11 protein-coding genes are annotated in these 13,252 nt (G+C 69.6%); 6 read left to right on the top strand and 5 right to left on the bottom strand.

Annotation, left to right across the window (positions count from 1 at the left end):
• The first annotated feature begins 142 nt into the window (after positions 1–142).
• Together CCN33_RS17190 and CCN33_RS17185 are read left to right on the top strand one after the other, a co-directional pair.
• Positions 143–1,003 (top strand): NAD-dependent epimerase/dehydratase family protein, encoded by an 861-nt coding sequence (locus CCN33_RS17190; protein ID WP_086694490.1) that lies wholly within the window; start codon positions 143–145, stop codon positions 1,001–1,003.
• A gap of 168 nt (positions 1,004–1,171) precedes the next feature.
• Positions 1,172–2,074 (top strand): LysR family transcriptional regulator, encoded by a 903-nt coding sequence (locus tag CCN33_RS17185; protein ID WP_086694476.1) that lies wholly within the window; start codon positions 1,172–1,174, stop codon positions 2,072–2,074.
• Between the two features lie 108 nt (positions 2,075–2,182).
• Here CCN33_RS17185 and CCN33_RS17180 read toward each other — a convergent pair whose 3' ends face one another.
• The 3 genes from CCN33_RS17180 to CCN33_RS17170 all read right to left on the bottom strand — a co-directional run bounded on the left by CCN33_RS17180 (position 2,183) and on the right by CCN33_RS17170 (position 5,423).
• The gene (locus CCN33_RS17180) at positions 2,183–2,608 is read right to left on the bottom strand and encodes an SRPBCC family protein (protein WP_086694475.1); all 426 of its coding nucleotides are present in this window, start codon (positions 2,606–2,608) and stop codon (positions 2,183–2,185) included.
• 133 nt (positions 2,609–2,741) lie between these two features.
• Complete coding sequence (locus tag CCN33_RS17175) at positions 2,742–3,524, bottom strand: SDR family oxidoreductase (protein ID WP_086694474.1); 783 nt, start codon at positions 3,522–3,524, stop codon at positions 2,742–2,744.
• A 222-nt stretch (positions 3,525–3,746) separates the two neighbouring features.
• On the bottom strand, positions 3,747–5,423 hold the full coding sequence (locus CCN33_RS17170) for an FAD-dependent oxidoreductase (RefSeq protein ID WP_086694473.1): 1,677 nt from the start codon (positions 5,421–5,423) through the stop codon (positions 3,747–3,749).
• 317 nt (positions 5,424–5,740) lie between these two features.
• On the opposite strand from CCN33_RS17170, the gene CCN33_RS17165 reads away from it, so the two are divergent.
• The 3 genes from CCN33_RS17165 to CCN33_RS17155 all read left to right on the top strand — a co-directional run bounded on the left by CCN33_RS17165 (position 5,741) and on the right by CCN33_RS17155 (position 8,498).
• A complete protein-coding gene (locus CCN33_RS17165) occupies positions 5,741–6,436 on the top strand; it encodes a type 1 glutamine amidotransferase domain-containing protein (RefSeq protein ID WP_086694472.1) in 696 nt (231 codons plus the stop codon).
• A gap of 105 nt (positions 6,437–6,541) precedes the next feature.
• The gene (locus CCN33_RS17160; RefSeq protein WP_086694471.1) at positions 6,542–7,552 is read left to right on the top strand and encodes an aldo/keto reductase; all 1,011 of its coding nucleotides are present in this window, start codon (positions 6,542–6,544) and stop codon (positions 7,550–7,552) included.
• 31 nt (positions 7,553–7,583) lie between these two features.
• The gene (locus CCN33_RS17155) at positions 7,584–8,498 is read left to right on the top strand and encodes a DMT family transporter (protein ID WP_086694470.1); all 915 of its coding nucleotides are present in this window, start codon (positions 7,584–7,586) and stop codon (positions 8,496–8,498) included.
• Here CCN33_RS17155 and CCN33_RS17150 read toward each other — a convergent pair.
• Both CCN33_RS17150 and CCN33_RS17145 read right to left on the bottom strand, forming a co-directional pair.
• Positions 8,434–10,875: an FUSC family protein gene (locus CCN33_RS17150; RefSeq protein WP_086694469.1), complete on the bottom strand. Its 2,442-nt coding sequence runs from the start codon at positions 10,873–10,875 to the stop codon at positions 8,434–8,436. The genes CCN33_RS17155 and CCN33_RS17150 overlap by 65 nt on opposite strands.
• Positions 10,876–11,165: 290 nt before the next feature.
• Positions 11,166–11,708 (bottom strand): YbhB/YbcL family Raf kinase inhibitor-like protein, encoded by a 543-nt coding sequence (locus CCN33_RS17145; RefSeq protein ID WP_244173840.1) that lies wholly within the window; start codon positions 11,706–11,708, stop codon positions 11,166–11,168.
• A gap of 505 nt (positions 11,709–12,213) precedes the next feature.
• Between CCN33_RS17145 and CCN33_RS17140 the strand changes: the two genes are divergently transcribed.
• Positions 12,214–13,227: a zinc-binding dehydrogenase gene (locus CCN33_RS17140; RefSeq protein WP_208621783.1), complete on the top strand. Its 1,014-nt coding sequence runs from the start codon at positions 12,214–12,216 to the stop codon at positions 13,225–13,227.
• Positions 13,228–13,252 lie beyond the last annotated feature (25 nt).

Genomic DNA, 13,252 nt, shown 5'->3' with positions numbered 1-13,252 from the left:
GCAAGCACCTCGGGGCCGCGCGACTCGGCTGCTGATGCCGAACAGGTATCAGAGACGCCGGAAAGGGTCTTGGACGAGCGGGTGAACCGGGGCGCAGGCTGGTGACCGAAGCAATCGAGCCGCGGAAATCGGAGCCATGTCCATGAAGATTTTTCTCACCGGAGGATCCGGCTACGTCGGAAAGGCCACGATCGGCGCCCTGGTCGCGCACGGACACACCGTGGAGGCCCTGGCCCGCGGTGACCGCGCCGCCGAGGTCGTCAGCTCCCTCGGGGCGACACCGGTGCGCGGTGGGCTCGGGGACCTCGGTGTGCTGAACGCCGCCGCCGCCCGTGCCGAGGCGGTCGTCCACCTGGCCCAGGCGCAGACCGGTGCCGAGGACCTCGCCGCGGCCACCGCCATGCAGGACGGCATCGGCACCGGCACCTACGTGCACACCGGGGGAACCTGGGTCTACGGCGACACCGACGGCATCGCGGACGAAACGGCGCCCTGGAACCCGCCCGGGCTGGTCGCCTGGCGCAAGCCGGTCGAGGACGCGGTCCTGCGGCGCGCCCGGCAGGGCGGCCGCCCCGTGGTGGTGCAGCCGGGTCTGCTGTACGGCGGCGAGAATCGCCTGATCGACGTCTTCTACACCGCTCCGGGCAAGGAGGCGGGCTTCATCCCCTTCATCGGGGACGGCTCGAACCGCTGGCCACTGGTGCACGTGGCGGACGTCGCCGCGCTGTATGCCGCCGCTCTGAAGGCCGGGGCCGGGTCCGTGTACGTCGGGGTGGGCGGCGTGAACCCGACTGCCAGGGACGTCTCCCTCGCTGTCGCCGCATCCGTCGGTCTGACGGGCAAGGTCGCGTCCATCACGCTGGAGCAGGCGCGCGAGCAGATGGGTCCGGTCGCGGACGCGTTCGCCCTGGACCAGCAGTTCACCCCGGCGCGCGCCGAGGCGGAGCTCGGCTGGAAACCGAGGTTCACCGACCCCCTCGGCGTCCTCTCCAGGGGCGAGTGACAGGGCCCGGGACACAGCGGTGGAAGTCGGCCGGCCGCCGTGTCCGGACGATAGATTCAGAAATCCCCCTTCGCGGCCGTCGCGGCGAACACGACCGGGCGAGTCGATGCCCGAGCGGCCCGGCTGGGAGAGCGGCCGACCACCTCAGAAAGCGAGCGGTGCGTCCAGGTGGACCCTGACCTGAGGAAGCTCCGGTATTTCGTGGCCGTGGCCGAGGAACTCCACTTCGGACGCGCGGCCGAACGGCTGCACATCGCGCAGCCGGTGCTGTCCCGGCAGATCCGCAGCCTGGAGGAGGACCTGGGTGCCGAAGTCTTCGACCGCGACCGGCGCGGCACCCTGCTGACGCCGGCCGGGGAGCAGCTGCTGGAGGACGCCGTGCCGCTGCTCGCCTCGGCAGAGGCACTGGTCCGGCGGGTGAAGAGGGCCGCGCAGGACACCCCCACGCTGACCGTCGGCTTCATGCCGGGCATCACGCTCACCCCGGCGACGGTGCTCTTCACCGGTCGCCATCCCACCGTGCGGGTGCGCCTGCTGCGGACGAGTTGGGGCGACCAGGCGGCGGTACTGCTGGACGGCCGGGCGGACGTCGGCATCGTACGGCTGCCCATGGACCAGCGGGGCCTCCAGGTGCGGCCGCTCTTCCGGGAGCCCCGGGTCGTCGTGCTGCCGGTGGAGCACCGCCTCGCGGACAGGTCGGTGGTGACCGTGGCCGACCTCGCGTCCGAGCATCTGCTCCAGGACCCCGACGCCGTCCCCGAATGGCGCGATGTCGCCGTGGAGCTGCGTGCCGGACGGCGCCCCGACACTCCGGTGATCCACCAGGTGGAGGAGAAGCTGGAACTCGTGGCCTCCGGAGCCGGCATCTGCGTACTCCCGCTGTCCACCGCCACCTTCTACACCCGCCCGGACGTCACCGTGCTTCGCGTGGACGGTCTCGCCCCGAACGAGGTGGCTCTGGCATGGGCGGCGTCCCGCCGCTCCCCGCTCGTCCGCGCCTTCGCCGAGGCCGCCGCCGAGACGCTTGGCCGGCCCGGCACCGCGGATCCGGCGGCGGGCGCGGAGCCGTAGACGAAGAGCCGGTGCGGGCAGCAGCTCCCGTGCCCGGTGCCGTCTCCCTACGTCGTCGGGATCGTCAGAGCTGCCGCGTCCGGAGTGCTCCAGCACGCGTCGGTCCGCTCAGGGCTGCTGTACGAGGGCTTCGTGCAGGGCGTCGAGGCCCTCGCGGTAGATGTCCGTGAAGAGCGCCACGACTTCGTCGTCGCCCGCTCCCTCGGGGACGAAGCGTCCGGACCACTGGACCTCGGCGACGCCGCCGTCACCGCTCACCGCGTGCACCCGCAGCGTCGAGAGGTAGTCGACGACGGGGAAGGGGGCCTGCACGATGGTGTAGCTGTAGTACCGCTCGGTGTCGTCGAACTCCACCAGGCGCTCGACGATGACCTCACCGTCCGGGTTCTTCAGCCGCCGCACCCGGCCGCCCTCGGCGAAAGTGCTCTCGGGGATGGAGGGCAGCCAGTCGGGAAGAGAGCCGAATCCGCCGATCAGCCGCCACACGCGGTCGGGGGAAGCCGGCACGAGCCGGCTCACTGACGTCGATGCCACGGGGTTCCTCCAGATCGTTCCGCTCGTCCGTGCCGTGCGGACCGGCGGGCATGGACGCGGACGCACCGGAGCGACGGTCGCGGACGGGCCACCGGTTGCGACGCATGAGCCCTGTGCGCGGCGTACGGGCGGTTCAGCTCGGCTGCGCGGTCGGCATGATGGTGACCTGCTGAAGGTTCACGCGCGAGGGGAGAGCGGCCAGGTAGCCGACGACATCGGCGATGTCCCCCGGGGTGAGCCACTCCATGCCGCTCTCCTTGGAGTCGGCGAGCCACTGCAGCGTGCCCTCGTCGGTCACGTGGTTCTGCAGTTCGGTGCCGACGATCCCGGGTTCCAGAGCGGACACGCGTACGTTCTTGGGTCCGAGTTCGACACGCAGATGCCGGGACAGGTGGGTGACGAACGCCTTGGTGCCCGAGTACACCGCGAAGTTCGGGAAGATGTTCTGGGCGGCGATCGAGGACATGTTGACGAGATCGGCGACGCCGCGCTCCCGGGCAGCTCTGACGAGCTGAGGCGTGAAGGCGCCGATGACGTTCATCAGCCCGGTGATGTTGAGATCGACCTGCTGCTGCCACTGGTCGGTCGCACGCTCCTCGATGGGGGCGGGAAGCATGACACCCGCGTTGTTGACGAGCAGGTCGGCGTCGCCGAAGTCCTCGGCCACACGGTCGGCGGCCGACTGGACGGCGGCCGCGTCGGTCACGTCCACCGCGAGCGCCACAGCGCGCCCGCCCTGCTTCTTGATGCGTTCGACGAGACTGTCGAGCCGCTCGGCACGGCGTGCGAGGACCGCGACGTGAGCGCCCATTGCCGCCAGACGTTCGGCAGTCGCCTCGCCGATTCCGCTGGAAGCCCCGGTGACGACGGCGACCCGGCCGCTCAAGGACTGATCGGGCGTGGCGGGAGCATTCATGGGACCCCTTCCGGCATGCAGGAGAGATTCAGCGGCTCTGGCACCTGGGCGCGTCTTTCCGGCGCAGCCTCAAAGATACTTCAGAAACGGATTCCGCACCTGCGGACAGACGACGGGCCAAGTCCGTTTTCTTGCGGGTGAGTTGGCAGGCGCCGAGCACACCTGCTCGTGGGGTCACGGCCGGTGACGCACTGTCCTTGGCTTTTCGAATGTGAATTCCGCCTACCTCTGGAGTTCCAGCGCGCGATGGACGGCCGCCACCACGATCGAACCCTCACCCACCGAAGAAGCCACACGTTTGACCGACCCCGAGCGGACGTCACCGACAGCGAATACGCCCGGCACGCTCGATTCCAATTCCATGGGGCGGCCGTCCGAGGGGAAGGCCGAGGTGTCGGAAACCTGGTGGCCCACGCGGATGAATCCCTTTTCGTCGGTCTCCAGGCAGTCCGTCAGCCATGACGTGTTCGGTACGGCCCCGAGCATCAGGAAGGCGTTGGAACTGGGAGTGACCTGCATGTCTCCTGTGGAGTTGTCCCTCCAGCGCACTTTCTGCAGATGCCCCTTCCCCTGCAGTTCGACGACCTCGCTCCTCGTATACACGGATATTCTGGCCGCCGCGTCTATGCGTCTGGACAGGTATTGCGACATCGAGTTCGACAGCGCCGCCCCGCGGACCAGCATGCGTACGTGCTCCGCGACCTGGGACAGGAACACCGCGGCCTGGCCCGCCGAGTTGGCGCCGCCCACCACGAACACCTCCTCGCCCTGACAGCACGCCCCTTCCAGTGCCGTGGCGGCATAGTGAACGCCGTTGCCCTCGAAGTGAGGCAATTCCGGCAGATCGAGGCGCCGGTAATGGGCACCGGTGGCAACGATCACGGTACGGGCCGACAGCACCTCCCCGTCGCCCATCCGCAGGGTCAGCGGGTTTCCGGAACAGTCGAGCCTCTCCACGGTGTACGGAAGGGCGATGCGTGCCCCGAACTTCATCGCCTGCACCTGTGCACGGGTCGCCAGATCGTGTCCGCTGATCCCGAGCGGGAACCCGAGGTAGTTCTCGATCATCGACGAAGTTCCTGCCTGCCCTCCCGGAGCCGTGGCCTCGACGACGACCGTGCTCAGGCCCTCCGATGCCGCGTACACCGCGGCCGCCAGGCCCGATGGCCCAGCACCGACCACGGCCACGTCCACCGTTCCCAGATCGCCGATGTTCTCTCTGAGCCCCAGGCATTCCGCCACTTCGGAGATATCGGGATTCTGCATGTACGTACCGGGGCGGCAGACGACGACCGGCCAATGGGCATCGGATGTCACGCCGTAGTCCCGCAGCACTCCGGCCGTCTCTGCCTCACCGGGGTCGATCTGACGCACCGGATAGTTGCTGCGGTCCAGGAAGCTACGGATCCTCAGCATGTCGCCCGAATCGGGAGGACCCGCGAGAAGAACGGTTCCGAGACCCATGTGAACGTATCGCAGCCGACGTTGCATGAATGCCTGAAGGACGGTCTGTGCAATGTCGGGCTCGTTCGCTATCAATGTCCGCAGTTGGGCCGGCCGCAGGCGAATGACGGCGCAATCCTCGCGCGCCACCGCCTGCACAAGCGATTTCTGCCGGTGCAGCAGGGACAGCTCACCGGTGAACTGTGCCGCGGTCAGCACGGCGACGGTCCGGTCTTCGGCGGAGTCACCAGGGCTCCCCTCCTGATAGATGTCGATCACTCCGTCCAGAATCAGGAAGAAATCAAAACCCGTCGCTCCGCGACTGTAGAGGATCTGCCCCCGCTCCAATGTGTCGGGGTTCCCGTACTCACGGATTCTGCTCACCTGGTCCTCGGAAAGCACCGGAAAGGCGTCCTCGTCCGTGCCGACCCGAAGAGAACCGTCATCGCTCGTCATGTCATCCCTCTCCCGGGCAGGTCGGTGGACCGGGTGCCCCGGCTCCCTACGTCCCCAGTGTGCTCCCGCCCGGGGAGGCGCGGCATCCGGGGGCGCGAAATCTGCCGCCCTCCGTGAATTCCGTTCGATCTCGCCGCCATATCTCCTTGGACAAGCGCGCCGGATTATGGACGGCAGCACCGCGTTCGCCGCACCTGGACCACGGCCTCATTGCGCGAGTTGCTGCCGTTCTCGCGCCGCGTTAGCTTGAGTGGGACTGCCTGAAGCCGTCATCTGACGACTCGTCACTCACACCTTCGATAAAGAGGCGAAGATTCGTGGCTGATATTCTTTTCGTGCTGACCGGTGCGAGCTACTGGACACTCCGGGACGGTCACCGCCACCCGACCGGTTATTGGGCCGAGGAGTTCGTGGCCCCTTACACCGCGTTCACGAGGGCCGGACACAAGGTCACCGTCGCGACGCCGGGAGGAGTCGTCCCCGTCGTGGACACGATGAGCCTGCGACCGAGCATGACCGGGGGCGAGGAGAACTCCCTGGAGCTGGAGTCCGCCATCGAGGCGGCCGAGGAGCTGCGTCATCCGGTGCGCCTCGACCAGGTCGGCATCGACGACTTCGACGCGGTGTACTACCCCGGTGGACACGGGCCGATGGAGGACCTCTCGTCCGACGCGGACTCCGCCCGGCTGCTGCGCGAGACCCTGGCGTCGGGCAAGCCCCTGGGCATCGTCTGCCACGCTCCGGCCGCGCTCCTCGCCACCCGTGACGAGAACGGGACCACGCCCTTCGCCGGTTACCGTGTGGCCGGGTTCAGCAACGAGGAGGAAGCCGGTGTCGGTTTCGCCGACCGGGCCAAGTGGCTGCTCGAGGACGAGCTGAAGAAGCTGCCCACGGAGTACTCGCGGGGCCCGGCGTGGGAGCCGTACACGGTGGTGGACCGCACTCTCTACACCGGTCAGAATCCCGCGTCGTCCGGACCGCTGGCCGAGGAAATGCTCAAGGTTCTCACCTGAGGGTTCCGCCGGGCACAGAACCTGCCCTCCTTCGCGTGCGCCGGTCGCCGGTCTCGGGGCACACGGGCGGGACGCTGACCTCCACCACCCGAAAGGGACCCAGGCATGGCCCTCGATCACGTACTCCCCGGGCACATCGGCTTCGGCACGGCCCCCCTCGGGAACATGTTCCGCGCCGTCTCGGACGAAGAGGTGTCGGCGACGCTCGACGCGGCCTGGGACCAGGGCATCCGCTACTACGACTCGGCGCCGCTGTACGGAGCCGGACTCGCCGAGATCCGCCTGGGCGAACTGCTGTCGCGGAAGCCGCGGGACGAGTTCGTACTGTCCTCGAAGGTGGGCCGGGTGATCCTCGACGAGGTCGAGTCCGGCGGCAGGGACCTGGGCGACAAGGGCGATCTCTTCGCGCACGGGAGGCCCAACAAGATCCTGCACGACTGGACGGCCGACGCGACCGAGCGCTCCATCGAAGGCAGCCTGGAACGTCTCGGAGTGGACCGGCTGGACATCGTCTGGGTGCACGACATCGCCCAGGACTTCCACGGCGACCAATGGCTCGGCAAGTTCGAGGAGGCGCGGACGGGTGCCTTCCGGGTCCTGTCCCGTCTTCGGGACGAGGGCGTCATCAGGGCCTGGGGGCTCGGGGTCAACCGCACCGAACCCGTCGAGATCACCCTCGAACTGGACGAGCCCAAGCCCGACGGCTTCCTGCTGGCCGGCCGGTACACCCTGCTGGACCACGCGCACGCCCTGCAACGGCTCCTGCCGCTGGCGGAACAGCAGGACGTCGGCATGGTCGTCGGCGGCCCCTACAGTTCAGGCATCCTCGCCGGCGGTACCCACTTCGAGTACCAGGACGCGCCCCCGGAGATCGTCGAGCGGGTCAGGCGCATCAAGGAGATCGCTGACCGGCACGGCGTCCCGATCAAGGCCGCCGCGCTCCAGTTCTCCCTCGCCCACCCCGTGAGCGACGCGGTCATCCCCGGCGCGACCAAGCCCAGCCGCATCAGCGAGGATCTCTCCGCCCTGCGGGAGGACATCCCCCTGGCGTTCTGGCGGGAACTCCGCGAAGCCGGGCTGGTCAGCCCACTGGCACCCCTGCCCGGCGGCGCCTGAAAGTCCCCGACGCGGAGGCGGTGCGACCGGAATGATCCTCGGGGTCATCTTCGCCGTCCTGGCTGCTGCCAGCAATGCCCTGGGCACCGTGCTGCAACGGCGGGCAGTGGTCCACGTGCCCGATTCCCGGGGGCGGGGACTGGGTCTCGTCGGCGACCTGCTGCACAACCCGGCCTGGTTCGTGGGGATTCTGGGCACCGTTCTCGCCGCGCTGTTCCAGGCCCTCGCCCTCCTCTGGGGGTCGCTGGCCACCGTCCAGCCGATCTTCATCCTCGAGCTGCCACTGGCCCTCGTCTTCGGCAGCGTGGTGTTCCGGGTCGGGGTGTCGCGGAAGGCATGGGGATGCGTGATCTGCATCTTCACCGGCCTGGCCGTCGCTCTGTTCTCGGCCGCCCCCTCAGGGGGACGGCCCCAGGTGCCGGGCATGGCGTGGGTGCCGACGCTCCTCGTCCTCGGCGGACTCGGCGCGGCGTTCGTCGCCGTCGGACTGCGGCGCCCGCAAGGGGCCGCGCGGGCCGCCTACTTGGCGCTCGCGGCGGCGATCGGCAACGCGCTCACGGCAGCCCTTGTGAAGTCGTCGATGTATGTCCTGTCCGAGGAGGGAGCGGCCGGCTTCTTCCTGACGTGGCAGACCTACGGGTTCGCGATCGCCGGGTCGTCGTCCGTCATTCTGCTCGGTTATGCGATGCAGGGAGGTCCCCTCATCGGCTCCCAGCCGGCGCTGACGCTCGGTGACGCCTCTGTCAGCTTCTTCCTCGGAGTGACCCTCTACGCGGAGTCGCCCCGCGGCGGTTGGTGGCTGGTCCCGGCGCTCGCGGGAGCGGCCCTGGTCGTCTACGGGGTGTTCGCGCTCTCCCGCACCCGCTGCCTCACCAAGTGTGTCAACCCTGCGGAGGAGAACCGGGACGAGCCCCGGCACGGGCGGCCGGCGGCCGAGGCCATGTGACGCCCGCCCGGAGCCTGCGCCCTCGTCCGCGCTGTCGACGCGTGGACGCCGCGGCGGCACGGACGGGGCCGTCGATCTCCGCCTGGAGACGGCGCATCGTGTCGAGGTGGTCTGCCATCCAGACCATCCTCACGGCCGTCGCCGTGCCCTGTTCCGAGCCCGCCCGCAGATCGCGGCTCACGCTTTCGTACAGGGCCGCGTCCACGACCGGGCGGCTCGGCGGGCGGCCCGGCGCGGCCCCGCCCCCGGCCAATGCCCGGCCGGCCGACTCGAACCACGAGGTGACGGACTGGCACGAGTCGAGGATCTCGTGACCGGCCGCGGCCCGGCCGTTCTCGGGGGCGTGCCCCGCGCGCGACCACAGGTCGGTGACGGCGTCGGCGGTCAACCGGAGGATGGCGACCGCGTCCACCAGCGCGGTCACGTCGGCCAGAGCGAGGTGCTTGGTCCCGCGTTCCGCCAGGTACTCGCGGAACGCGTCGTCGAGCCGGCGGGCGGAGGCCAGCGCGCGCCGCCGGTCGTCGTCGCCGGAGCCCGAGCCCCCGGCTCGGGCCCTGTCGCAGAGCGCCACCCCCGTCACGACGGCTCCGCGCAGGTACCGCGCGCCGTCGCCGAGGGCGTCGCACAGCACCCGGCCCAGTGCGGCCGCGGCGCCCAGCGGCCAGAACAGCAGTCCGACCACCAGGCTGACGGCGCATCCGAGGGCCACGTCCTCGATCCTGACCAGCCCGAGCTGCCAGCCCTCGGGGTGGATGATGCTGAACAGGACCAGCAGCACGACGGTGAATCCGGCCTGTCCGGCGGTGAACGCCGTGACGGCGGCCTCCATCCCCACGAGGATGATCGCCACGGGCAGCAGCAGCCACAGAACGACGGGATGCGCGCCCAGCGCCAGGATGAGAGGTGCGCCCACCACGAATCCCAGTACCGTGCCGAGCAGGGCCCGCTGGACCGTCTGGCCCGTGCCCACGGCGTTGGAACGCAGGACGGCGAGGGTGCCGGAGGCCACCCAGAAGGCGTGGCCCAGACCGGTCAGGTGGGCGACCACCACCGCCAGACTCAGCGCCGCCGCCCCGCGCAGGCTGTTGTGGAGCCAGACGGAGTTGCGGCTCAGGTGTGCCGCGAAGCGTTCCAGCGCCGAGGACAGGGCGGAGTCGCTTCCCGGGGGACGGCGGCCGAGCAGCCGGTCCCGCCGGCTTCGCTGCCGCGCGGTCACGGCGAGCTGGATGTTGCCCGCGATCGCGCGCACGACGAAGCTCATGCTCTGAGCCCGGAAACTTGGCCCGAGCGCACCGATCAAGGTGTCGGTCGGCCCGGCGGCGGCCGGCCCGCTCCCACGGTCGGCGGGGGCCACCGGGACGGCGGACCGCCGTGGCAGGAGCCCGAGCATGGATTCTTCGAGGCTCGCCCGCGCCCGTTCCAGCCGAGCGACCAGGGGATCGAGGCCGTGCGGCACCGAGGCATCGGCCCGCAGGAGCGCCGCACTGTGCTCCAGGAGCTCCACCGTCGCCATTTTGGTCTCGCACACCAGGAGCTCGCTCAGCGGGTCCCTGCTCCTGCGCGCGTCCTGGTGCAGTACGGAGCCGAGCCAGATCACCTGGTCCACCAGCCGGACCACGGCCCGCGACGACAGCGACAGTCCGGTGGGCCGGTACGGCATGCCGTAGAAGGTCTTCCGCAAGTCGGACACGCCCTCCTCCGCCCGTCGGACCGCCGTTTCGAGGGCATGACCGTGCGCGGTCGGGTCGGGGGCACAGTCGACCTCGGCGCGCAGTCTGCCGGCGAGCAGGGCACAGGCCCGCGCGCCGGACGCGCGCAGCGGCTCGCTGACGGGGACCGGCCACATGAGGGTGACGGCGATCATCGAGGCCGCACCGCCCAGCGCCCACCCGATCACGTGCGCCGGGATCGCGTGGAGGGGCCCGCCCAGCGTCACCGGCAGGATGTAGGCGAACAGGAGTGATGTGGTCGCGCCGGCCAGGGCGGAGCTGACGATCCCGGAGAACAGGACGCAGAAGGCGATGACGAAGGTCACCGTTCCCGTCAGCCAGAGCGTCCGGCCGGCCAAGGTGCCCAGGCAGGTCATGACCGTGGTGGCCAGGATCAGCGCCGCCTGGCCGGCGATCCGCTCGCGCATCGGGCCGCCGAAGTCCACGAACAGCGTCAGCACCAGCGAGCCGAAGGCCGCGAAGACCCCGATGTCCGGCCGGCCCAGACCGACGTACGTCACGGCGAGGACGGACGGTGTCAGGATCGCCGCCCGCAGCGCCCGCCGCAGCGCCGCCAGTCCCGGATCGCGGCCGCGCAGCCAGGTGAGCGCGCCGCCCGGAGCCCGGCCGGGGTGGATGCGCCCACTACCACGTCCGCCTCTCGTCACCCGCCCACCCAGACGGTCCTGGGGTTCATGAACCCGCGCATTCCGAATATCTCGACAACCTCGCTCGCGGCCGGATTCGTTGACGTGATGGCCATATCGATAAGGGTACGAGCGGAATCCGGCGTCGGCAAGTTTTGGAATTACCTCACGTTCGCGGCGCCGGAAATAGTCCATTTTCTTGACCGGACGTGCTGCGCGCGACATGCGGATTCCAGAAAAAAGGCATTCCTGCGCTACTTCGCATTCCCGATCACGCCGCCCTCGATCCGTATTCCGCTCCGCCCGCTTACTCACCGCTCGTACGTGGCGAACATGGAGGCCCGCGCGATCGCGTGGGTGAACAGGAGGAAGTCCATGAGCGCGGGGGTCGTCGTCCCGGACACCTCCAGCTCCTCCACGTCGACGGCGTGCACCACCAGGAAGTAGCGGTCGGGGCCGTTCCCGGGGGGCGTGGCCGGCCCGAGGTACCTTCGGTGGCCCGCGTCGTTGGCGAGCGTCACCGCGTGGCCGGGCAGATCGCTCCCGTCTCCCGCCCCGGCGGGGAGGCCGGTCACGGAGGCGGGCAGATTGGCCACGGCCCAGTGCCAGAAGCCCGAGGCGGTGGGGACGTCCGGGTCGAACATGGCGACGGTGAAACTGCGGGTCTCCTCGGGGAATCCCGACCAGCTCAGCTGCGGGGAGACGTCCGCTCCGCCCGCCCCCAGGACGCCGCTCACCTGCTCGACGGCGAGCGGCGCACCGTTGGCCACGGACTGCGAGGTCACGGAGAAGGCCGGAATCGGCGGGAGATGGTCGTACGGGCCGTAGGGCTTGATCATGACAGCCTCTCGCATGCGCGGCGGATGGTTGCTGGAGGCGACCCGGCGTCACCGCCGTGCGAGCCGTGAAGGCAGCCGAACGCGCCCGGGGGAGGGCGGACCGGCGATGCAACTGTGGCTGCGGCGGCCGTCATTCAACGCTATGAGCAGTGCTTCGGGTCGGCAATCCGGACCTCGGTGACGTCAATCGCGCCGCGCAGTTCCGCCCGCGCCGCCTGCCGTGACGAGAATTGGCCGAGTACGACAGCCGAGTGGCCAACTGCCCCTCGTTGCCTCAAAATCAGAGGTTGATTGGCGCCCATATGCGATCGCCTATCCATGCGCCAGGGCCCGGGTTGCGTGGCGAGGGAACCGTGCAGGATTCTGGATTCGATGGAATCGGTTGCGGTGATATCGGCGTGAGCTCCGGCGACCGCTCCGCGACAGCGTTCACCCCGGGAGATAAGGCGGCTACTCCATGATGATGCGCGCGGCCCGAATGCACGGGTACAACGAACCGCTCCGGATCGAAGAGGTCCCCGTGCCCGAACCCGGGCCGGACGAAATCCTGATCAAGGTGGCCGCGGTCGGGATGTGCCGCAGCGACTACCAACTTCTCGACGGTTACTTCAAGGGCCCCTTCCCCGTGGACCTCCCCTACATCCCGGGTCATGAGGTGGCGGGCCGCGTGGTCGGGCTGGGCAGTGAGGTCCCGGACACGGTCGACTACGCGGTGGGTGACATGGTCGTGGTCAATCCGAGCTGGGGCGACGGTACGTGCCGGCAGTGCCGGGAGGGCAACGAGCAGCTGTGCAGCGGTAACGGCCGGTGGGTCGGCTTCGGCCCGCAGGGCGGGTTCGCCGAGTACATGCCGGTGCAGTACAACCACGCCATCCCGGTCTCCGCGGAAGCCGCGAAGCGGCCCGAACTGCTCGCCCCCATGACCGACGCGGGCCTCACCCCCTTCCGGGCGATGAAGAAACTCCGCGACACCGGGAAGATCGGCCCCGACCGGGTGGTCGGCGTCACCGGCATCGGCGGCCTCGGCAGCTACGGCATCCAGTACGCGAAGCTGCTCGGCGGCGGCGCGACCGTCGTCGCTCTCGCCCGGTCCGACAACAAGCTCGACGTGGCGAAGAAGAACGGCGCCGACTACGGGATCAACGTCAGGGACAAGTCCACCGAGGCCATCCAGGGCGAACTGGAGGATCTCACCGGCAGCGCGACCTTCGACGCCGTCCTGGACTGCGTCGGCAGCGAGCAGTCCATCCCGATGGCGTTCGACCTGCTCGGCCCGGAGGGAGTGGTGGCGAGCGTCGGCCTGATGAGCGACCACGTCAGCATCGCCCAGTTCCCCTTCGTGGGCACCGAGCGCACCTACCTCGGGTCCTTCTGGGGCAACCACGCGAATCTGGTCGAGGTGCTCTCGCTCGCGGAGAAGGGCCTGGTCGAACACGATGTCACCAAGGTCAAGCTCGAGGACGTCAACGAGAACCTCGAAGCTATCGGCCGAGGGGATGTCGTCGGCCGCCTGGTCATCGTCTTCGAGGACTAGAGGTCCACGGGGTTGCCGCGGCGGG

The sequence above is a fragment of the Streptomyces recifensis genome (genome assembly GCF_002154615.1).
Taxonomy (GTDB): Bacteria; Actinomycetota; Actinomycetes; order Streptomycetales; family Streptomycetaceae; genus Streptomyces; species Streptomyces griseoluteus.
This window is presented reverse-complemented; position numbering and strand designations above follow the sequence as displayed.

What these genes read in the sequence shown, in the direction of transcription:
- CCN33_RS17175 (WP_086694474.1), bottom strand. Translation starts at nt 3,524, where the DNA reads ATGAATGCTCCCGCCACGCCCGATCAGTCCTTGAGCGGCCGGGTCGCC.
- CCN33_RS17190 (WP_086694490.1), top strand. Translation starts at nt 143, where the DNA reads ATGAAGATTTTTCTCACCGGAGGATCCGGCTACGTCGGAAAGGCCACG.
- CCN33_RS17155 (WP_086694470.1), top strand. Translation starts at nt 7,584, where the DNA reads ATGATCCTCGGGGTCATCTTCGCCGTCCTGGCTGCTGCCAGCAATGCC.
- CCN33_RS17145 (WP_244173840.1), bottom strand. Translation starts at nt 11,708, where the DNA reads ATGCGAGAGGCTGTCATGATCAAGCCCTACGGCCCGTACGACCATCTC.
- CCN33_RS17170 (WP_086694473.1), bottom strand. Translation starts at nt 5,423, where the DNA reads ATGACGAGCGATGACGGTTCTCTTCGGGTCGGCACGGACGAGGACGCC.
- CCN33_RS17160 (WP_086694471.1), top strand. Translation starts at nt 6,542, where the DNA reads ATGGCCCTCGATCACGTACTCCCCGGGCACATCGGCTTCGGCACGGCC.